Below are 21254 nucleotides of genomic sequence, written 5' to 3' on the forward strand. Positions count from 1 at the left end.
TGGCGGATACAGCGATCAGTCGTCCGGTCGGCAAGCGTGGTCAGCGGTCCTGACCGGCAGTTGTCCGATCGCCGCCGAGACCGTGCAGGAGGCCGCCCGATGAGTGCCCGCCCGTTGCCCGTCGGCACACCCGCGGAGGAAGGAGTCGACGCCCGTGGCATCCAGGCGTTCCTCGACGCGGTGGAGACGGCGCCGGACATCGAGCCGCACAGCCTGATGATCCTTCGCCACGGCCGTCTGGTGGCCTCCGGCTGGTGGGCGCCGTACACCGCCGACCGCCCCCACCTGCTGTACTCGCTCAGCAAGAGCTTCACCTCGACCGCCGCCGGGCTGGCCGTCGCAGAGGGCCTTCTCGACCTCGACGCGCCCGTGATCTCGTACTTCCCCGAGTTCGAGGCTGACATCACCGACCCGCGCAGCCGCGCCATGCTGGTCCGTCACGTCGCGTCCATGGCGAGCGGACACCTCGCCGAGACCTGGACCGAGGCGCTGGCACACGACCGTGCGGAGCCCGTGCGCGGCTTCCTGCTGATCCCGCCGGACCGGGACCCCGGCACGGTCTTCGCCTACAACCAGCCCGCGACGTACACGCTCGCCGCGATCGTGCAGCGTCAGTCCGGACAGTCACTGACCCAGTACCTGCGCCCGAGGCTCTTCGACCCGCTCGGCATCGGGGAGGCCGCCTGGGTTCAGCATCCGCGAGGCCGCGACCTCGGATTCACGGGGCTGCACGCCGCCACGGACGCGGTCGCCCGCCTCGGCCAGCTGTACCTCCAGGACGGCGTCTGGGAGGGCAGGCGCCTGCTGCCGTCGTCCTGGGTGACGCAGGCGACACGCCCGCACATCGCCACCGACGGCTTCAGGGCCGGGGACCCCGTGCCGGACTGGCAGCAGGGATACGGCTACCAGTTCTGGGGGTCACGGCACGGGTACCGGGGCGACGGGGCGTACGGCCAGTTCTGCGTCGTCCTGCCCGAGCACGACGCGGTGATCGCGACGACCGCGGCGACCGAGCAGATGCAGCAGCTGCTGGACGCGATGTGGCGCCACCTGCTGCCCGCGCTCGGCCCGGCCCCGCTGACCGGCCGCGACGACGAGGACAAGGCACTCCAGCACCGCCTCGAACGCCTCGCGCTGCCCCCGGTCGCGGCGGACGCCGCACCCGGACTCCGGTCGGCGATCCGCCTGACACCGCACGGCGGCCACTGCCCGGAACAGCCGACGTTGACGGCGGTCGAGGTCACCCACGAGGACGGCACCTGGAGGATGACCCTGGTCGAAGGCGAGGACCGCCTCGCGCTCCGCCTTCCGGGCTCCGCCTGGGCCATCGAGGAGGACCCGCTTCCCACCGCGACGAGCGGCGGCTGGACGACCCCGGACACCCTGAGCGCCGATGTCCTGTTCCTGGAGACCCCGCACCGCCTGACGATCACGGGCACGCCCGGCACGGGCACGTTCACGGCCCACTGGCACACCTCACCGCTGCACGTGGGGCCACTGAACCGGCACCGGGCGCCCCGAGCGGGAGGGGCCGCCTAACCGAGCGTCTCCATCCAGTTGGCCGGGACCCTCCCCCGCGGTCCCGGCGCCGGCTGGTCCTCGGGGTGACAGGCAGGAGGAGCCAACTCGGGCCCGGCCTCGTACAGCTCGGACGTCTCGTAGTTCCAGAACCAGTTCTCGCCCGGCTCGAAACTGCGGATCACGGGATGCCCGGTGGCATGGAAGTGCGCGGTCGCGTGCTTCGCGGGCGAGTCGTCGCAACACCCGATGTGCCCGCACTGCGCGCACCGTCGCAGATGGAACCACCATCCGCCCGCCGCGTCGCACTCCACGCACCCGGTGCCGCTCGGCGGAACGCTCGGGTCGATCCCCTGCACTGTGGTCATGACGACGCCTCCGGTGCTGTCTCGGAATCCACGGCAGTGAGTGGCAGCCGTACCTGGAACCGCGTGTCGCCCGGCTCGGACCGCACGCTCAGGCTGCCGTGGTGCTTGTTGACGACGATGCGCCAGGAGATGTCCAGGCCGAGCCCGGTTCCCTGGCCGACCGGCTTCGTGGTGAAGAACGGGTCGAAGATACGGTCGCGGATCTCCTCCGGCACGCCCGGTCCCGTGTCGCGGAACTCCACGAGCAGCCGGTCGTGGTCGAGGGCCGTCCGCACGGTCAGCGTGCCCTCCCCGCCCGCGTCGTTCATGGCCGACACCGCGTTGTCGATGAGGTTGGTCCACACCTGGTTCAACTCGCCCGGGTAGGCAGGGATGTTCGGCAGGGAGCGGTCGTAGTCCTTGACGACGGTGATCCGCTTGCCGATCTTCCCGGACAGCATCATCAGGGTGCTGTCGAGGAGTTCGTGCACATCGGCCGTCCGGTACGGCGCCCGGTCGAGCTGCGAGTACTGCCGGGCCGCGTTGACGAGCGTGGACACCCGGGTCGTGGAGTCCTCGATCTCGTTCATCAGCAGCTCGGTCTCGACCGTGTAGTTGAGCCAGCGGACCGCGCCCTCCAGCGTCCGCTCGTCGACGGCCGCCGCGACCTGGTCCAGCCAGTCGGTGTCGAGTCCGGCCTGCACGAACGTCGGCGCGAGCTGCCAGCCGCCGTCGATACCGTGGTCGTCGAGCCAGTCGGTGATCGCGTCCTCGCGGTCGGAGGCCTCCACCGGGCTGACCGGCGTGGCCTTGGCGACCTGTTCGGCCGTCCGCTCCTGGATCTCGACCAGTGTCAGCAGCGCGTCCGGCTCGTAGCGTCCGGCGGCGATCACGCCCAGCTTGTGCCGCATCCCGGCGACCCGCTCGCGCAGCGCCGAGGTGGCGCGCACGGCCGCCGCGGCCGGGTTGTTCAGCTCATGGGTGAGACCGGCGGACAGCGATCCGAGCGCCAGCAGCCGCTCCCGCTGGTTGATGACCTGCTGGGTGTTCTTGGAGCCGAAGAACAGCCCCTCCAGCAGGTGCACAGCCATCGGGAACCAGTCCTGCATGATCGAGGCGAACGTCTCCGCGGGCAGGATGAAGAACCGCGAGGGTTCGGTGACCCGCATCGAGCCGCCGTACGACGCCGCGGCCCGGTCGCCCAGATACGCCTGGAAGGCGCCCGCGTACACACCGCGCTGCGACGTCCGGTTGACCTCCACGTCGTCGGCGCCGACCCGCCGCGACAGCACCACCGTCCCTTTGAGGAGGACGAAGAAGCAGGTGGCGGGCTCGCCCTCGGTGTAGACCGGGCCGGGGTCGAACTCCTCCACCCGCCCTTCCCGGCACAGCCGCGCCAACTGCTCGTCGTCCAGCTTCTCGAACAGGAAGAGCGTCTTCAGCTCCGCCCGGTCGCACGCCATCGGCCGGCCGCCCATCACCGCTCCCCGCGTCGTGGGTTCATGACTGCTCCAGATACCGGTGGACGAGCATCACGGCCATGGCACCCTCGCCCACCGCGGAGGCCACCCGCTTGGCGGACTCGGCGCGCGCGTCGCCCGCCACGAACACACCCGGGACGCTGGTCTCCAGGTGGTACGGGGGCCGGTCCAGCTCCCAGCCCTTCGGCGGCTGCCCGTCGCTCGTCATGTCGGGGCCGGTCGGGATGAACCCCTTCTCGTCCCGCAGCACGGTCCCTTCCAGCCAGTCGGTCAGCGGGGCGGCCCCGATGAACACGAACAGCCACTGCGCGTCGACGAGTTCGGTCTGTCCGGTCGCCACGTCCCGCAGAGTCAGCTTCTCCAGATGGTCCGAGCCGTGCGCCGCGTCCACCACGGTGCGGGTGCGGACGTGGATGTTCGGAGCGTCGTTGATCTGCTGGATCAGATAGTGCGACATCGACGCCGACAGCGACTCCCCGCGCACCAGGAGGTTGACCGACTTGCAGCCCCGGGACAGGTACATCGCCGCCTGGCCCGCCGAGTTGGCGCCACCGACGATGTACACGTCGTACCCGGAACAGGCGGGGGCCTCCGTCAGCGCCGAACCGTAGAACACCCCGCACCCCGTCAGTTCGGCGAGCCCCGGCGCCTGGAGCTGCCGGTACGACACGCCGGTCGCCAGGATCACGCTGTGCGCGCCGATCGCGGTCCCGTCCGAGAACCGCACGATCCGGGCGGCACCGTTGACCTCGAGAGCGGACACCTCCCGCGCGGTGAGGATCTCCGCGCCGAACTTCTTCGCCTGCCGGCGAGCCCGGTCCGTCAGTTGCGCGCCCGACACACCGTCGGGGAAGCCGAGGTAGTTCTCGATCCGGGAACTCTGCCCGGCCTGACCGCCGGTCGCGGACCGCTCCACGAGCAGCGTCCGCAGCCCCTCCGACGCCCCGTACACCGCCGCCCCCAGCCCGGCGGGCCCGCCGCCTATCACGACCAGGTCGTAGAACTCCGAGGTCGGCGTCGTCGCCAGGCCCACGTGCGCGGCCAGTTCCGGGTCCTCCGGCTCGACCAGCGGCGTGCCGTCCGGGGTGACGACGAGCGGCAGCCGCTCCCCGTCCTGCCCGGCCGCCGCCAGCAGCCGCTGCCCCTCCGGGGTCTCGACCGAGTACCAGCGGTAGGGCACCTGGTTGCGGGCCAGGAACTCCCGTACGTCCGAGGAGCGCGCCGACCAGCGGTGGCCGACCACCTTCGTGGTGGGAACCGGCCGGTAGTCGGAAGTCCGCCATGCCTCCAGCAGATCGTCCAGGACCGGGTAGAGCTTCTCCTCGGGCGGGTCCCACGGCTTGAGGAGATAGTGGTCGAGGTCGATCACGTTGATCGCGTCGATGGCCGCGTTGGTGTCCGCGTACGCCGTCAGCAGCACCCGCCGGGCGCCCGGGTAGACGTCCAGGGCCTGTTCCAGGAACTCGATGCCGTTCATCTGCGGCATCCGGTAGTCGGCCAGGATCACCGCCACCAGGTCGCCGCGCAGCTTGAGCTCCCGCAGCGCCTCGAGCCCGCTCTCTCCGGACTCGGCTCGCACGATGCGGTACGACTCGCCGTACCTGCGGCGCAGGTCGCGCGCCACGGCACGCGACACCCCGGGGTCGTCGTCCACGGTCAGGATGACGGTCCGTCCAGCTGCCCCCGCAGCCTGTGCCATAAGGTCTCCCGCCCCGAGCTCATCCACGTCTCGGCCATCGTATGTTCGATCGTCCGGTTTCGCTCCTGAACCCGGTGAGCACCTGACCGGTGGCATGATCACCTCCACCGGAGCAGCGACAGGAAGGCAGCACCATGACCCGCCCGATCACCGTGGGAGTGGACGGATCGCCGGAGAGCGTCGCCGCGGCGGCCTGGGCGGGCCGCGAGGCCGTGCGCCGGGGCCTGCCGTTGAGGATCGTGCACGCCTGGCAGTGGCAGGCCCTGGACGTCGCCATAGCGGCCGACGAGGACGCCCAGGCCGGGTGGGCCCGGGAGGTCGTGGACGCGGCCCGGGGCACGCTCACCGAGCGGCACCCGGAGCTGACCGTCACCGCCGAGGCGCTCCAGCAAGCGCCCGTCGATTCGCTGGTCGACGAGGCGGCCACGGCCGAACTGCTGGTGCTGGGTTCACGCGGGCACGGCGCGGTCGTCGGGTTCCTGATCGGCTCCGTCGGCCAGCAGGTGATCGCCGAGTCCACCCGGCCCGTGGTGCTGGTCCGCGCGGGCGACCGGCCCGCCGCCGAGGCGGCGGGCCGCGACATCGTCGTGGGACAGCACGGAGGGCCGGACGACAGCGCGCCCGCGCTCGCCCTCGCGTTCGAGACGGCCGCCGCCCGGGGCGCGGCCGTTCGCGTCGTACGGGCCTGGAGCCTGCCGCCCGTGTTCGCCTACAGCCCCGGCTCGCTCAAGCTGCTCGACGAGGCCGGTGGGCTGGAACAGTTCGAGAGGAAGGCGCTCGACGAGGCGCTGCGCCCCTGGCGGGACCGCTACCCCGACGTGCCGGTGACCGAGCACGTGGAGATGGGCAGCGCCGCCCAGGTGCTGCTCTCCGCGGCCGGCGACGCCCAGCTCGTGGTGGTGGGACGCCGTGCCACCCGGGCCGTGGGTCCCCGCATCGGATCGGTGGCGCACGCGCTGCTGCACCACGCACCCTGCCCGGTGGCGGTGGTACCGCCCGCCTGAGACGGTCTCTGACTCACAGGGCGCGGTCGAACAGGGCCAGCAGCTCCCGCCAGTGCCGTTCCGCCGCCTCGGCGTGGTAGCTGGAGGTGTCCTCCTGGGTGTAGCCGTGCGGGGCGCCCGGGTAGACCTCGCAGCGGTGGCGCACACCCGCGTCGGTGAGCGCCTTCTCCAGCCGCTCGATCTGCACGGGCGGCAGGGAGTGGTCCTGGTCGGCGTGTCCGAAGTAGGCCTCCGCGGTGATGCGGTCGGCCACCAGATGGGGGCTGTCCGGCTTGTCGGTCGCCAGCTGCCCGCCGTGGAAGCCGGCCACGGCGGCGACCCGCTCCGGATGCGTGCCGGCGGTGCGCAGGGCCAGCCGGGCGCCCATGCAGTAGCCGGTCACACCGACCGGGCCGTCGGCGGCCTGCGGGCAGTCGGCGAGCCGGCGCAGATAGGCTTCGGCGTCACGCTCGGCCCGCTCGGGCGTCACCGACCGGATGAGCGGCATGACCTTCTGGAAAAGCTCCGGACGTGCGTCCGTGTCGATGAAGGCGGGCAGCTCGACGACGGGCGCCCGGCCGTGGCGGTAGAAGACGTTGGGCACCAGCACCGTGTAGCCGTGCCCGGCGAGGCGGTCGGCCATCTTCTTCAGGGACGGGCGCAGTCCGAAGGCGTCCATGTAGAGCAGGACCGCGGGGTGGGGGCTGTGGTCGTCCGGGTGGGCGAGGTAGGCGTCCGCCGTGCCGTCCTCGGTGGGGATGTCCACGGACGTTCCACGGGTGGCGGTCATGTGTGGTTCTCCTGCCTGTCGACGTCCGGCCGGCGACGACCCCGGCCGGGCCCTGCGATCATCATCGCAACGCCGGTCGTCGGGTCGCTCAGGAGGGTCGAACGGGACCGTCCTCCTCTTCCTGCGGATCGGCCAGCGTCTCGCGGACCCTGGGCAGGATGTTGTCCACGTAGTCCTTCACGGCGACGTCCAGACCGATGTCGTGCTGGGCCCGCTCCGACAGATACCACCGGTGTTCCAGCAGCTCGTGGTACAGCTCCGCCGGATCCATCGCCCCCCGCAGCTCCGGCGGCACCGCGCGCACGGTGGGCCGGAACACGTCCCGCACCCACCGGTGGGCGAGCACCTCGGGCCGGGCGGCGAGGGGGTCGCCAGGCGCGTAGTCGTCCTGGGTGGCCATCCAGCTCTCCAGGTCGTTCAGCAGCCGCCGCGCCTGGTTCTCCTCGGCGTCGAGGCCGGTCAGCCGGAGCAGCTGCCGCTGATGGTGCCCGGCGTCGACGACCTTCGGCACGAAGGTGACGGTGTCGCCGTTGGAGGAGTGCGAGATCTGCATCTCCGCCACGTCGAACCCGAGGTCGTTCAGACGGCGGACACGGCGGTCGATGTAGTGGTGCTTGCCCGCCGGGTACACGGAGGTGCGGGTCAGCTCGTCCCACAGACCGGAGTACCGCTGGCAGATCTCCATGCCGAACTCGATCGGATCGACGGACGGGTGCAGTGCCCCGGAAGCCTCCAGGTCGAGCAGTTCACCGCTGATGTTGACGCGCGCCAGATCGAGGTCGTACTCCCGCTGCCCCGGGCTCAGCCGGGGGTGCAGATCGCCGGTCTCGGCGTCCACCAGGTACGCGGCGTAGGCGCCCGCGTCGCGCCGGAACAGGGTGTTGGACAGCGAGCAGTCCCCCCACGCGAACCCCGCCAGATGCAGCCGGACCAGCAGCACGGCCAGCGCGTCCATCAGCCGGTGCATGGTCGCGGGCCGCATGGTCGTCTCGAACATCGAGCGGTACGGCATCGAGCCGCGCAGATGCCGGGTGATCAGCACCGACTCGAGGGGCTCGCCGTCCTTGCCGGTACGGCCGGTGACCACGGCGAGCGGGTCGACCGCCGGGATGCCGAGCCGGTCGAGGTCCCGCAGCAGCTCGAACTCGCGCACCGCGGGCCGCTCGGCGAGCTCCTTGACGGCCACCACCTCCGAACCGGCGCGCGCGTAGCGCACCACGTGCCGGGAGATACCGCGGGGCAGCGGCACGAGGTAATGCTCCGGCCACTCCTCCAGGGGCAGCTGCCACGGCAGTTCGAGCAGGAGCGCGGGGTGCTCCGGATTGGTCGCGCTGATCTGCAGAGCCATCGATGAACTGTCCTCGCCTCACGGTCGGCCGACGTACCAAGGAGCATCACCGCACCAGCACGGCACCGGAGTCAACAGGCGGCCGGATCTTGGACGGGAACGTGCGGTGGCGGCCGGCCGCGTTCGGTCGGTCCGCCCGCAGGGGCGGCGGGGGCGAGGCCACCCCGGCGCCCACCGGCACGGACAGAGCCCCGCACCACCCGCGTGCCGGGTTACGGCGCGCAGGGGCCACGACCGGTCGGAGCCTACGACGCACCGTCGCCCCCACCCCGCCGCGCCGCCAGCAGCAACGCGATGTCGTCGGGCCGGTCCGCCGCGCGCCGCGCCCGGTCCGTGAGCCGGTCCGCGACCTCCGCCAGGGTGAGCCCCGCCCGCCGGTGAGACGCCTCCCACTCCTGCGCCAGCGCCGCACGCAGTTCACCGACACCCTCGTCGATGTCCGCCCCCGGCCGCTCGACCAGCCCGTCCGTGTACAGCGCCAGCACGGCGCCCGGTTCCAGCCGCAGCCACGTCACCGGATACCGGGCCTCCGGGTCCACTCCGAGCACCACCCCACCGGGCAGGTCCAGCACGTCCGCACGCCCGTCCGGGTGGCCCAGCAGCGGCTGCGGATGCCCGGCCCGTGCGGCCCGCGCCGCCCCCGTGACCGGGTCGAGACGGATGTAGCAGCAGCTCGCGAACTGCCCCGGGTCGAGTCCGATGAGCAACCGGTTCGTTCCGCTCATCACCTGGTCCGGAGAATGGTCGCCCAGTGCGAACGCCCGTACCGCGCTGCGCAGTTGACCCATGGTGGCCGCCGCCTGCACCCCGTGCCCCTGCACATCTCCGATGACCAGGGCGAGACCGTCCCCGGCCTCCACCACGTCGTACCAGTCGCCGCCCACGTCCATGCCCTGCGTGCCCGGCAGATAGCGCCCCGCGGTCTCCAGCTGGGGGTGCCTGGACAGCCGCTGCGGCAGCAGGGCCTCCTGCAGACCGCGGGCCAGGGCCGCCTCGGAGTCGTAGCGACGGGCCCGCTCCAGGGCCTGCGCGATCAGCCCGGCGAGCGCGGTGAGCACCGTGCGCTCCTCCGAGCTGAAGGTCCGCGGCCGTTCGAAACCGAGGATGCACGAGCCGACCGGCCGGCCGGAGGCGATCAGTGGCAGGAAGGCCCGCGAGCCGACATCGGCGTCCAGCGGGATGCCCGGATAGGCGGCCTCCAGCTGCTGCATCGACTCGAAGAACAGGGGACGGCCCGTGGTGAGGGTCTCGACGCCCGGCAGTTTGGCGTCCAGTGCCACCCCTTCGAACTGCCCGAGGAACCTCGGCGGGAAGCCGGTCTCCCAGGCCAGGTACAGACGCCGCTCGTGCAGCAGGTAGATGGCGAGATGGCGCCCCCCGAACGCGGGCAGCAGCTCCCGCATCACCACCTCGGACACCTGGCGGGCTGTCAGCGCCTCGGACAGCGCGATCGCGAGCACGATGGGGCGGTACACGGGGGCCAGCGCACCCTGCGCGCCGAGCGTCCCCGCGGCGGTCGTCGCCGCCGTCTCCTCCACCGAGGCCGCCTCCGCCGTGTGCCCGAGCGGCACCACCCGGCAGGTCACGACGTCGGGGCCGGGATAGACGGACAACGTGAGCCAGTCGCCGTCCCGCTCTCCGTGCGGCCCGGTCGTGGGGCGCTCGACCTGGAAGTGCACCGGCTCGGACGACAGCAGCGCCGCCCGCAGATGGTCCTCGTAGGCGGGCCGGTCCAGCCATGGCACGGCCTCCAGCAGCGGCCGGCCCACCAGTTCCGCCGGCGGCCGCCCCAGCAGGTCGGCGGCCCGCGGGTTGATGTAGGTGATCAGGCCCAGCCGGTCGAACGCGAACACCCCGTCCGGGAGCAGGTCCGTGGCGCCCTCCGCCGCCGGGCCGGGTCCCGGATCGATGACGAGACCGCCCACCCGGTGCTTGCCGTGCTCCGGCCCCTCCGTCCAGAACTCCAGCAGCCGCTCTCCACCGTCCTCGGCCCGCACCCGCAACGGCCGCACCGGCGAGCCGCCGGCTGCCGTCTCGCGCAGCGCGGACAGCACCAGGTGCGCGTCGTCGGGGGAGACGGCGCGGGCGAGCGCCTCCGGGGACCGGACGACGTCGTACGCGGAGCCCGCCGCCAGCCCCCGGAAGCTGTCGTCCGTGGTGACCGTACCGTCGGCCGGGTCCCATACGAAGTGCCCGATGCGGCCCTGCGGCCGGCCGGCCACGGGCGGTCGTACGCACAGCGACGGCCCGTCCCACACCACCGGGTCCCCGCCCGCCTCCAGGGTGGCCAGGGTGTGGCCCAGCCGGTCCGCTATGGCCGTCAGCCGGCCCCGGTCGGGCAGCGCCTCGGTCGCGGACGGCGCCGGGGGCCGCAGCACCGTCAGCACACCGTACGTAGTGGCACCGGCCCGCACGGGCACGTACACCGAGCCGAAGCGGAACGGCAGCCCGGCGGACAGCTGCGGATAGCGCCGCATCGTCTCCGTGGCGTCGCTGAGCACCACCTGCACGCCCCGGCGGTATGCGTCGGCGACGGGGAACGGCCGGTCCTGGTGCAGCCGCGACCACGGTCGGAAGAGTTTCGAGGGCAGCCCGGAGAGCACGGCCAGGCGCAGCACACCCGGCGTGCCGGAGCGCAGGTACACGCCGCACGCCAGACCGCCCACGGCACGCAGCGCGTCCACCACCGCGCGGGTCAGCGCCGTGGCCGGCGTCCCGAGTGCGCTGCCCGTGTCGTCGATGCTCCCTCGCATCGGTCTGCCCTCGTCCCCGGCCGTCGGGTCCGTACCACAGTCAGCATGCGCCGCCCCGTCGTGCGCGCGCATCCCGGCGGACCGGCGGCCCGGGAAGCGGTCACGGAAGCGGTCACCGCACGCGCCGGAACACGTCGTCGGAGTCGTCCCACGTGGGCAGCTCCTCCGGCCGCCGCTCCCGTGGAACGCGTGACGCCGACTGGTACATGGCGTCGATCTCGACCGCGTACCGGCGGGCGATGGCGTCCCGGCGCAGCTTCATCGACGGCGTCAGCAGCCCGTTCGCGACGTCGAACGGCTCGGGCAGCACCCGGAAGACCCGGATCGACTCGGACCGCGACACCGTGCTGTTGGCGGCGGCCACGGCGCGCGCGATCTCCTGCCGCAGCGCGTTCTCCTCCCGGGCGTCCCGGCCCTCCCGGCCCGGGGTGTCCCCGCGCGTGAACAGTGCGCCGCGCCAGTGCGCCACGAACTCCGGGTCCAGGGTGATCAGGGCGCCGACGCAGGGCCGGTTGTCGCCCACGACGACCGCCTGGTGAATGAGCGGATGCACCCGCAGGCGCTCCTCCAGTGCCGCCGGGGCCACGCTCTTGCCGCCGCTCGTGACGATGATCTCCTTCTTGCGGCCCGTGATGGACAGATACCCCTCGGAGTCCAGCCGCCCGATGTCTCCCGTGGCCAGCCAGCCGTCGCGCAGCGCCGTGCGGGTGCCGTGGTCGTCGCCCACATACCCCTGGAACACCGACGGGCCGCGAACCAGGATCTCCCCGTCCTCGGCCACCCGTACGTCGACGCCGGGAAGCGGGCGCCCCACCGTGCCGGACTTCTCCCGCCCGATCGGCTGCGCGGTGATGCCTCCACTGGTCTCGGTGAGCCCGTACCCGTCGTGGACGAGGATGCCGATGCCCGCGAAGAAGAGGGCGAGTTCGCGGTTCAGGGGCGATCCCCCGGACACCGCCCCGCACACCCGCCCGCCCAGCGCGGCGCGCAGCTTGCGGTACACGGCCTTGTCGTAGAGGGCGTGCTGCAGCCTCAGGTCGAAGCCGGGGCCGGGCCCGGTGCCCAGCCGCTGCCGCTCGGCCGCGAGCGCGTAGTCCTGCGCGGTGCGGACGGCCCGCTCGAACAGGGCGCCCCGGCCCGCCTGCTGGGCGGTTTGGAGGAACTTCTTGTACAGCTTCTCGAAGACGTACGGCACCGCGTACAGGTATGTGGGCCGGAACGTCAGCAACGACGAGGCCAGGGCCTCGGCGGCCAGTTCGGGTTCGTGGCCCATGAGGATGCCGCCGCGCAGACACAACTGCTGGAGCATCAGCCCGTACACATGCGAGAAGGGCAGGAAGACGAGGATGGAGGGCTGCTCACCGGGCGGTGCCGCGATGTGCCGCCAGCCTGCCAGCAGCGTGTCGCAGGGGCTCGCCAGGTTGCGGTGGCTGAGCGCGCACCCGCGGGGGTGCCCGCCGGTGCCGGAGGTGTAGGCGACGATCGCGGTCGACTCCGGCAGCACGATCCGGCGCAGCGAGTCGACTGTCGTGGCCGGGACCGGACGACCGCGCGCCACGAGATCGTCCAGCGCGCCCACGTCCAGTTGCCAGACGTGGCGCAGCCGGGGCAGCGAGCCGCACACCGACCCCACGGTCATCACGCCGTGCTCGTCCTCGACGACTACGGCGACGCAGCCGGCGTCCCTCAGGATCCACTCGACCTGCTCGTGCGAGGAGGTGGGATAGACCGGCACCACCTCCGCGCCGATCGCCCACAGCGCGCAGGCGAGCAGAGTCCACTCGTACCGGGTGTGCGCCATGATGGCCACGCGGTTGCCGGGGCGGATGCCGGAGGCGACGAGTCCCCTCGCCAGATCGACCACTTCGTCCCGTAGTGCGGCCGCCGTCATGGGAATCCAGGATCCGTCGTCGCTGCGGCGTGCCACCAGGGGAAGGCCCGGGTTCCGGCTCGCCGTGTCGAAGACACTGTCGGCGAGTCCGCCCGTCATCACGGGCCCTGACACCGGGTCCGGGGCGGCCGGACGGGCGTTCCCAAAGTCGCGCATGCGCCGCCCCCCGAGGCTTTCCTGCTTGATCGCCGATGGTTGCGGCATCGGCGGTGCTCGAATGTAGCCCAGGTTTCCGCCGGACGTGCCGGAAACGGCGACGAACCCGCCGGTCCCGCTCTGGCGGTGCCGGACGGACGGGCGGACGATGAAGTGGAAGGAGCCGTTCACTGCGGAGGGAGCGGTCATGCTCGAGGTGAAGGCAGCGGACAAGCCTGACGAGCGGCGTGATTTCCCCCGGGGTCACCTGGAGGCCGTCCATCTGACCGGACTCGACTTCGCGGTCGGGACCTTCGAGCCCGGCTGGCGCTGGTCGGAGTCCGTCGCCCCGATCGCCGGCACACAGAGCTGCCAGTTCCACCACAACGGCTATGTCGTCCGGGGGCGGATGCACATCCGCATGGACGACGGGGCCGAGGAGGAGCTCGGACCCGGCGACGTCTTCGTGTGCTCGGCCGGGCACGACGCGTGGGTCGAGGGCGACGATCCCGTCGTGGTCCTGGACTTCGCGGGTCCCATGGCACAGGACTACGCGAGGGCGGACGGCGGATAGCGGCGCAGGGAGAAGGCCTGCGGGGATCCGCCGCGCCGTACGAGGGCGCGTCCTCGCCGGGTATGGCCGCGCCGCATCCGGGGTGGGTCCCTCGCCGAGTGCCGGCGTGCCGGGTGAGTTTCCGGGTGCCGCCACGTCACCAGCGGCCGGGTTCCGTACCGGTGATCGGGGACGAGGGCCGGCCGTCCGGGCCGACCGGGACGTCCCCGGCGAGCATCACCCGGTGCATGATCCGGGGATGCTCGGGGCCGACGAGGTCGCTCGGGGCCAGATGAACGGTGGCCCGGTTGTCCCAGAAGGCCACGCTGCCGGCCTCCCAGCGGAAGCGGACCGTGTACTCCGGGCGCGTGGCCTGCTCCAGGAGCATCTGCAGGATGTGCGCGCTCTCCGCACGTGAGAGGCCGAGGATCTGCTCGACGTAGTAGCCGTTCACGAACAGCACCCGTTCGCCCGTCTCCGGGTGCACCCGCACCAGCGGATGCTCCGTGGCCACCTGGTGGTCCAGCAGATGACGCAGGTACGCGTCGTCGCCGGGCCGAGGCTGGTATCCGACGCCGAGCCGGTGTTCGGCGCGCAGGCCGTCGACGAAACGCCGGACGGGCTCCGACAGACTCGCGTAGGCGGCTGCGAGGTTGGACCACTGGGTGTCCCCGCCGTACGGGGGCACGCTCTCGGCGCGCAGGATGGTCGCGGCGGGCGGATCGACGCGGGCGCCGTGGTCGCAGTGCCAGCCCCGCAACAGCGAGTGGCGCCTGCGCCGCAGCCACTCGTCGTGGTCCATGCCGTAGCGCCCGCCCAGCTCCAGCCGGTCGGCCGTGGTCTCCACCTCCGGGACGTCCCGCGGTGAGGCGCTGCCGCGCCTGCCCAGGACGACGGGCTCGCCGAACCGCCGGGCGAGCGCGACGTGCGCCGAGTGGTCCAGTTTCTGGTCCCGGAAGAACACCACCTTCCAGCGCAGCACGGCCGACCTGATCGCGGAGACCGCCGCGTCCGGCAGGTCGCCGGCCAGGTCGACCCCGCTGATCTCGGCACCGATGTGGCCCGCGACGGGCCTCACCTCGACCTCGGTACCACTGTCCGTCGTCATACGGGCTCCGTCCGTGGTGGGTCAGGACCTCACGGGGCAAGCATTCCCCGTCGCCGGCTCGTGCGAAAGATCACACAGGCTGCGTACGAGTGACCCGTCAGCCCTTGCCACGTCGGTGCTTTTACCGTCCCATTGCCGTCCCATGGGCAATTGGCGACACAGCGGTCGTCATGATGGTTCGGCATTGGTAAGGCATGCCTTCGCTAACCTGCACGACCGACGGCGGGGGGCATGCCGGGGAGGGCCGCATGTGGGATGACGCGTTTCCGAGCTTTCTCATCGGACTGAGGGAAGGGCTCGAAGGCGGACTCATCGTCTCCATCCTCGTCGCGACCCTCGTGAGAGCCGGTGCGAAGTCCCGGCTGCCCCAGGTGTGGACCGGCGTCCTCGCCGCGATCGCGCTCGCGATGAGCTTCGGCGCGGTGCTGACGTTCACCGCGGCATCCCTGTCCGCGACCGCCCAGGAGGCGTTCGGCGGCACCCTCAGCGTGATCGCCGTCGCGTTCGTCACCGCGATGGTCTTCTGGATGCGCCGCTCCGCCCGCAGTCTCTCCGGCGAGATCAAGGAGAAGGTCACCGGCGCGCTCGCGATGGGCGCCGGCATGCTGATCCTCACCTCGTTCCTCGCGGTGGGCCGCGAGGGCTTGGAGACGGCTCTGTTCCTGTGGACCACGGCGCGCGCGGCTGGGGAGTCGGCGGGTCCGATGGCGGGCGCCGGCATCGGCCTCGTCCTCGCGGCCGGCCTGTGCTGGGGTCTGTACCGCCGCGTCCTGAAGATCAACCTGACCAGGTTCTTCACCGCGACCGGCGCCGTCCTCATCGTGATAGCCGCCGGGGTGCTGGGCTACGGCCTGCGCGATCTGCAGGAGGGCGGGGTCCTGCCCGGCGGCACCGCCTATGCCGTGGACCTCGGCGGCAGCGTCGACGCGGGCTCCTGGTACAGCACCCTGATCCAGGGCGTGTTCAACCTGACGCCGACGATGACGTGGCTGCAGGTCGTCGCCTACGCCGGATACCTCACCGTGGTGATGACGCTGTTCGTACGCGGCGTGCGCGGGGCCGGGGTCACGGCCACCGCGGCGAAGCCCGCGGCGCCCGACCGGGCGAAGCCCGTGGCGAAGGCCAAGGAGGACGTGAAGGCGCGGGAGGACCGGCCGGGGCCCGCCGCCAAGGCGCCGCAAACCCCGTCCGACGCCCCGGCCCGCCGCCGCCCCGCCTGGGCCGTCCCCGTCGCCGTCGTCGCCGTCCCCTCCGTCGTGGCCGGGCTGATCGTGGCCGTCAGCGGCTCCAAGCCCGCCGGCACCCAGACCGTCGCCGTCTCCGAGACCGAGTGCGGCAAGGGCTTCAGCGCGCCCGAGCCCGGCCGGCAGACCTTCCAGATGCACAACACCGGCGACAAGACCTCCGAGGTGTACCTGGTCGACCCGGCCAGCAACGCGGTGTACGGCGAGATCGAGGGCCTCGCCCCCGGCACCACGCGCGACCTCGTCGCCACCGTCGCGGGCGGCAGCTACGCCTGGCGCTGCGTGCCCACCGGTGGCAAGGCCGTCACCTCCAAGGCGGTTCGTGTGAGCGGCGGCGCCGGCGCCAAGGCCGTCGTCCCCGTCTCCGAGAAGGACCTCGCCGCGCCCCTGGCCGCGTACCGGACGTACGTCGAACAGGGCCTGGCCACGCTTGTGACCCAGACCCGCAAGCTCAGCGACGACATCGCCGCGGGCCACCTCGACGCCGCCCGCGCCGACTGGCTGACCGCCCATCGCACCTACTCCTCGCTCGGCGCCGCCTACGGCACCTTCGAGGACTTCGACCAGAAGATCAACGGCCGCCCCGACGGCCTGCCCGGCGGGGTGAACGACAAGGACTTCACCGGCTTCCACCGCCTGGAGTACGGGCTGTGGCACGGCCAGTTGGCGGACCGGCTCAAGGCTCCCGCCCAGCAGCTCGCCGACGATGCCGCCGGACTGCGGAAGGCGTTCCCCACCCAGACCTTCGACCCGGGCGACCTGCCCCTGCGTGCCCACGAGATCCTGGAGAACACCCTCCAGTTCGAGCTGACCGGCCACGCCGACCAGGGCAGCGGCACCGAACTGGCCACCGCGGAGGCCAACCTGGCCGGCACGCGCGAGCTCCTCACCGTCCTCAGGCCGCTGCTGACCACCCGTGCCCCGAAGCTGCTGCCCGCCGTGGACGCGGACATCGCCCGGGTGCAGAAGCTGCTCGACGCCGCCCACCACGGCGACTCCTGGACCCCCGTCGACCGGCTCGACGAGACCGCCCGTGACCGGCTGAACGGGGCCACCGGACAGCTCCTCGAGGACCTCGCCCCCATTCCGGACCTGCTCGAGATCCGGAAGTCCGCCTGATGGGCCAGCAGCGCGCCGCCAACGCCCGTACCGAAGCCGAGAACGCACACGCCGAAGGGAACCCCTCCATGCCGTCCGCCGAAACGCCCGCCCCCCAGGGCGGCTGCCCCGCCGGTCACGGTCGCCGTTCCTTCGTGAAGACGGCCCTGGGCGCAGGGGCCGCGGGCGCGGTCCTGGCGGGCGGCGGCCTCGCCCTCGGCCAGGCCGGCACCGGCGAGGCGCACGCGGCGGACGACACGAACGCCACGAAGGTCCCCTTCCACGGCGCCCACCAGGCGGGCATCATCACCCCCGCCCCGGCCGCCGCCACCTTCGTCTCCTTCAACGTCATAGCCGAGGACCGCAAGGGCCTCACCGACCTGCTGCGGACGATCACCGAGCGGGCCCGCTTGCTCACCTCCGGCGGCACTCCGGAGGACCTCGGCGTGGGTGCGCCGCCCTCCGACAACGGCATCCTCGGCCCCGAGGTCCCCGCCGACGCGCTCACCGTCACCGTAGGGGTCGGCGCCTCTCTGTTCGACGACCGCTACGGCCTCGCCAAGGCCAAACCGCGCCGCCTCACCCCCATGCGCACGTTCCCCAACGACAGCCTGCAGCCGGCCGAGTGCCACGGTGACCTGTCGCTGCAGATCTGCGCCAACCGGCAGGACACCGTGCTGCACGCGCTGCGCGACATCGCCCGGCACACCCGCGGCGCCATGCAGATCAAGTGGCGCATCGACGGCTTCCAGAACACGCCCCGCCCGAGCGGCGCCCAGCGCAACCTGCTCGGCTTCAAGGACGGCATAGCCAACCCCGACGTCACGTCGTCCCGCGAGATGAGCCGTCTCGTCTGGGTCGACGAGGGACAGGGCGAGCCCGCCTGGGCGACCGGCGGCAGCTACCAGGTCATCCGCATCATCCGGATGCTCGTGGAGTTCTGGGACCGGGTCTCGCTGACCGAGCAGGAGAAGATGTTCGGCCGCCGCAAGGACACCGGCGCCCCGCTGGACGGCGCCCAGGAGACCGACGTCCCCAACTACGCCAAGGACCCGCAGGGCACGGCGATCCCGCTCGACGCCCACATACGGCTCGCCAACCCCCGCACCGCGAAGACCGACAACTCCCGCATCCTGCGCCGCGGCTACAACTACGACCGGGGCGTCGACGGCGTCGGCAACCTCGACATGGGGCTCGTCTTCTGCTGCTACCAGCAGGACGTGCAGCGCCAGTTCGAGGCCACCCAGACCCGGCTGATCGACGAGCCCCTCGTGGACTACATCTCCCCGACCGGCGGCGGCTACTTCTTCGCCCTGCCCGGTGTGAAGGACTCCTCGGACTGGCTCGGGCGGGGGCTCATGTCCGCCTGACGGTCCCCGCCGCCACCGGGTGGTCAGCCGGCCGGCCGCCAGCCCAGTGCCGGCCCCAGGCGCGTCGCCATGTCGGTGAGGATCTGCACGTAGTCCTCGTGCTCGAAGGTGAACGGCAGGGCGAACGCCACTTCGTCCACCTCACGGAACGCGGCGTGAGCGTATAGCTGTTCGGCTATCCGGTCGGACGGTCCCACGAGGTCCGGCGCGAACATCATCCGCGCCGGGCCCTGCGGCGTCGCCGTGCGCGGCAGCCGCTTCGCCGCGTACGCCTCGTACTTGGCGCGCTGCTCCGCCGTGGCGCTGTCGGTGGGGATGACCACCAGACCCTGTGAGACGCGGGCACGCTCACCGTCCGGGTGGTGGGCGCGGAACGTGCGGATGTGGGAGAGCTGCACCTCGGCGAAGTCCTCCGACTCCTCCGCCTTGACGACGCTGGAGGTGAGCAGGTTCATCCCGTGCTCGCCCGCCCACTGGACCGAGCGCAGGCTCCCGCCGCCGTACCACAGGCGCCTGCCCAGGCCGGGGGAGTGGGGCTGCACGCGGTTCGAGAACACTTCGAAGCCCGTGACGCCGCTGAAGTCGCTGGCGGGCTTGCCGCGGACGAAGTCCAGCAGCCGCTGCACCCTCTCGTAGGTGAAGTCCTCGACGTCGGCGGTGTCCGGGTAGAGCGCCTGCTTCACCTGCTCGTAGTGCATCGGCGGGCCGACGCTCACACCGGGGTTCAGTCGGCCCCCGGAGAGGATGTCGACCGTCGCCAAGTCCTCGGCGAGGCGCAGCGGGTTCTCCCAGCCGAGCGGGACGACCGCGGTGCCCAGCTCGATCCGGCTCGTGCGCTGGGAGGCCGCCGCCAGCACGGCGACGGGCGAGGATATGCCGTACTGCAGATGCCGGTGCCGCACCCACGCGCTGTCGAACCCCAGCCGCTCACCCAGTTCGATGATCTCCAGCGTCGACTCGTGCCCGCGGCCCGGATCCGCCTCGTCGAACAGGCCGATGGTCAGGAAGCCCAGCTTCCGCAGCGGTTGCGAGGTCGGCGGCACAGGGCTTCCTCCAGGGTCCGTGGCATGTCTGCCGTACGCCGGTGCTGTGTCCGATTCTCGCAAGTGATCGTTGCACGCACGTGAACGAGCAGGTGAGAACGGTCCGGGCACATGGCATCAGGCGTCGCGGCGCCGGAGCGTCACCGCCGCCCCGGCCAGCGTCGCCAGCGCGTACAGGCAGAACACCGCGAACCCGGCCCACGGCGCCAGGGTGTGCGGCTGCTGCTGGACGTGGATGAGACCCTGGCCCGCCGTGCTCGGCAGGTACGGGTTGATCACGTCGAGCCAGGTCGACGGCAGCGCCTGGGCGAGCACGGGAAGCACCAGCAGGACGGCGAAGAGGGTGGCGATCCCGCCCGCCGTGTTGCGGATCAACGCACCGAGCGCCACCCCGATCAGACCCACGACCGTCAGATACAGACCCGCGCCGAGGACCGCGCGCAGCACGCCCGGAGCGCTCAGCGAGGTTCCCAGGTGACGACCGGACAGCGCGGCCTGACCCAGCAGGAAGGCGGCCAGCGCGGCCCCCGTCATCAGCACCCACGCCACCACCGCGTACACCAGGGCCTTCGCCCACAGCACCGGAAGGCGGCGCGGCACCGCGGCCAGCGAGGCGCGGATCATGCCCGTCGCGTACTCCCCGCTCATCACCAGGACCCCCAGCACGCCGACCGCCAGCTGGGCCAGGAAGAAGCCGCGCAGACTGACCAGCGTCGGATCGAAGGCGAACCGCTCCTGCGGCGGCAGCTCGTCCCAGCGGTGGGCGGTGAAGTAGCTGAACACACAGCCGAGTCCGACCATCGCGACGACGGCCGCGAGGAGCGTGAACAGGGTGGACCGCAACGACCGCAGCTTGATCCACTCCGAGCGGATCACCCGCAGCTGGGTGACCTCGCCCCGCTCCGCGGCGGGGATCACCGATGCCGTCGTCATGCCGCACGTCCTTCCGCGCCGACCAGGTGCGCCGCCGGCGTCCGGTACTCCACGGCGTCTCCCGTGAGTTGCATGAACGCCTCCTCCAACGAGGCCTGCTGCGGCGTGAGTTCGGCCAGCGCGATACCGTGCTCGGCCGCGATCCGCCCGATCCGCTCACTGCCGAGCCCGGTCACCGTCAGCACGCCCGGTTCCTCGGCCGTGACGGACACGTCCGGGCCGGCCAGCAGACCGTGCAGCCGCTCCGCCTCCTCGGTGCGGACCCGCACCACCTCACCGGCGGCCCGCGCGACGAACTCCGCGACCGACGTGTCCGCGATCAGCCGTCCCCGCCCGATCACGATCAGATGCTCGGCCGTGAGCGCCATCTCCGACATCAGATGTGAGGAGACGAGGACCGTACGCCCCTCGGCGGCCAGCGCCTTGAGCAGATCGCGGATCCACCGGATCCCCTCCGGATCGAGGCCGTTGACCGGCTCGTCGAGGATCACCGTCGCCGGGTCGCCGAGCAGCGCCCCGGCGATGCCCAGCCGCTGCCCCATGCCGAGGGAGAAGCTGCCGACCCGCTTCCGTGCCACCGCGCGCAGTCCCACCAGGTCGATCACCTCCTCGACCCGGCGCCGGGAGATCCCGTGGGTCGCGGCGAGCGCCAGCAAGTGGTGGTGGGCACTGCGCCCGGTGTGCACCGAGCGCGCCTCCAGCATGGCCCCCACCTGGTGCAGGGGCGCCCGGTGATCGGCGTAGTGCCTGCCGTTGACCACGGCCCGGCCGGAGGTGGGCGCGTCCAGCCCGAGCAGCATCCGCATGGTCGTGGACTTGCCGGCGCCGTTCGGCCCCAGGAACCCGGTCACGATGCCGGGCCGCACGGTGAAGCTCAGGTCGTCGACGGCGGTGCGCTCGCCGAAGCGCTTGGTGAGGGAATGGGCCTCGATCATGCCCTCCACCCTCGTACGACCGCGC

The 21254-nt window shown here is 72.1% G+C and carries 16 protein-coding genes; 5 read left to right on the top strand and 11 right to left on the bottom strand.

The genetic code is table 11. The annotated features are described in order from the left end of the window. Nucleotides 1-99: 99 nt before the first annotated feature. Nucleotides 100-1539 (top strand): serine hydrolase, encoded by a 1440-nt coding sequence (locus SY2F82_RS15840; RefSeq protein ID WP_200419716.1) that lies wholly within the window; start codon nucleotides 100-102, stop codon nucleotides 1537-1539. Here SY2F82_RS15840 and SY2F82_RS15845 read toward each other — a convergent pair. From SY2F82_RS15845 to SY2F82_RS15855, 3 genes are read right to left on the bottom strand one after another with little or no spacing between them, the layout of a single operon-like run. Beyond that, nucleotides 1536-1886 carry a UBP-type zinc finger domain-containing protein gene (locus SY2F82_RS15845; protein ID WP_200419717.1) on the bottom strand — a complete coding sequence of 117 codons (351 nt, stop codon included), beginning with the start codon at nucleotides 1884-1886 and terminating at the stop codon, nucleotides 1536-1538. The genes SY2F82_RS15840 and SY2F82_RS15845 overlap by 4 nt on opposite strands. After that, nucleotides 1883-3343 (bottom strand): ATP-binding protein, encoded by a 1461-nt coding sequence (locus SY2F82_RS15850; protein WP_200419718.1) that lies wholly within the window; start codon nucleotides 3341-3343, stop codon nucleotides 1883-1885. The genes SY2F82_RS15845 and SY2F82_RS15850 overlap by 4 nt, the downstream gene beginning before the upstream one ends. Before the next feature lie 22 nt (nucleotides 3344-3365). Continuing rightward, nucleotides 3366-5045 carry an FAD-dependent oxidoreductase gene (locus SY2F82_RS15855; RefSeq protein WP_200419719.1) on the bottom strand — a complete coding sequence of 560 codons (1680 nt, stop codon included), beginning with the start codon at nucleotides 5043-5045 and terminating at the stop codon, nucleotides 3366-3368. Nucleotides 5046-5179: 134 nt separating this feature from the next. On the opposite strand from SY2F82_RS15855, the gene SY2F82_RS15860 reads away from it, so the two are divergent. Then, entirely contained in the window at nucleotides 5180-6049 is an 870-nt protein-coding gene (locus tag SY2F82_RS15860) for a universal stress protein (protein WP_200419720.1), read from the top strand. Nucleotides 6050-6062: 13 nt separating this feature from the next. On the opposite strand, the gene SY2F82_RS15865 is transcribed toward SY2F82_RS15860, so the two are convergent. The 4 genes from SY2F82_RS15865 to SY2F82_RS15880 all read right to left on the bottom strand — a co-directional run bounded on the left by SY2F82_RS15865 (nucleotide 6063) and on the right by SY2F82_RS15880 (nucleotide 12966). After that, nucleotides 6063-6818 carry a dienelactone hydrolase family protein gene (locus SY2F82_RS15865; RefSeq protein ID WP_200419721.1) on the bottom strand — a complete coding sequence of 252 codons (756 nt, stop codon included), beginning with the start codon at nucleotides 6816-6818 and terminating at the stop codon, nucleotides 6063-6065. Nucleotides 6819-6906: 88 nt separating this feature from the next. Beyond that, nucleotides 6907-8166, bottom strand: coding sequence for a DUF4032 domain-containing protein (locus SY2F82_RS15870; protein WP_200419722.1), 1260 nt, complete (start codon nucleotides 8164-8166; stop codon nucleotides 6907-6909). Nucleotides 8167-8411: 245 nt separating this feature from the next. Then, a complete protein-coding gene (locus tag SY2F82_RS15875; RefSeq protein ID WP_200419723.1) occupies nucleotides 8412-10919 on the bottom strand; it encodes a SpoIIE family protein phosphatase in 2508 nt (835 codons plus the stop codon). Nucleotides 10920-11031: 112 nt separating this feature from the next. Next, on the bottom strand, nucleotides 11032-12966 hold the full coding sequence (locus tag SY2F82_RS15880; RefSeq protein ID WP_236041481.1) for a long-chain fatty acid--CoA ligase: 1935 nt from the start codon (nucleotides 12964-12966) through the stop codon (nucleotides 11032-11034). Nucleotides 12967-13153: 187 nt separating this feature from the next. Here SY2F82_RS15880 and SY2F82_RS15885 point away from each other — a divergent pair, with 187 nt between their 5' ends. Continuing rightward, the gene (locus SY2F82_RS15885; protein WP_200419724.1) at nucleotides 13154-13519 is read left to right on the top strand and encodes a cupin domain-containing protein; all 366 of its coding nucleotides are present in this window, start codon (nucleotides 13154-13156) and stop codon (nucleotides 13517-13519) included. Between the two features lie 136 nt (nucleotides 13520-13655). On the opposite strand, the gene SY2F82_RS15890 is transcribed toward SY2F82_RS15885, so the two are convergent. After that, the gene (locus SY2F82_RS15890; protein WP_200419725.1) at nucleotides 13656-14606 is read right to left on the bottom strand and encodes a TauD/TfdA family dioxygenase; all 951 of its coding nucleotides are present in this window, start codon (nucleotides 14604-14606) and stop codon (nucleotides 13656-13658) included. Between the two features lie 248 nt (nucleotides 14607-14854). Between SY2F82_RS15890 and efeU the strand changes: the two genes are divergently transcribed. After that, on the top strand, nucleotides 14855-16969 hold the full coding sequence (efeU, locus tag SY2F82_RS15895) for an iron uptake transporter permease EfeU (protein ID WP_200419726.1): 2115 nt from the start codon (nucleotides 14855-14857) through the stop codon (nucleotides 16967-16969). Nucleotides 16970-17037: 68 nt separating this feature from the next. Beyond that, a complete protein-coding gene (gene efeB / locus SY2F82_RS15900) occupies nucleotides 17038-18318 on the top strand; it encodes an iron uptake transporter deferrochelatase/peroxidase subunit (protein ID WP_200420026.1) in 1281 nt (426 codons plus the stop codon). 23 nt (nucleotides 18319-18341) lie between these two features. On the opposite strand, the gene SY2F82_RS15905 is transcribed toward efeB, so the two are convergent. The 3 genes from SY2F82_RS15905 to SY2F82_RS15915 form a co-directional block, all read right to left on the bottom strand. Continuing rightward, on the bottom strand, nucleotides 18342-19361 hold the full coding sequence (locus SY2F82_RS15905) for an LLM class flavin-dependent oxidoreductase (RefSeq protein WP_200419727.1): 1020 nt from the start codon (nucleotides 19359-19361) through the stop codon (nucleotides 18342-18344). A 117-nt stretch (nucleotides 19362-19478) separates the two neighbouring features. Next, a complete protein-coding gene (locus SY2F82_RS15910; RefSeq protein ID WP_200419728.1) occupies nucleotides 19479-20294 on the bottom strand; it encodes an ABC transporter permease in 816 nt (271 codons plus the stop codon). Beyond that, entirely contained in the window at nucleotides 20291-21229 is a 939-nt protein-coding gene (locus tag SY2F82_RS15915; protein ID WP_200419729.1) for an ABC transporter ATP-binding protein, read from the bottom strand. The genes SY2F82_RS15910 and SY2F82_RS15915 overlap by 4 nt, the downstream gene beginning before the upstream one ends. Nucleotides 21230-21254: the final 25 nt, after the last annotated feature.

Origin of the sequence: Streptomyces sp. Y2F8-2 (assembly GCF_014905555.1) — a bacterium.
GTDB classification, from domain to species: Bacteria; Actinomycetota; Actinomycetes; order Streptomycetales; family Streptomycetaceae; genus Streptomyces; species Streptomyces cynarae.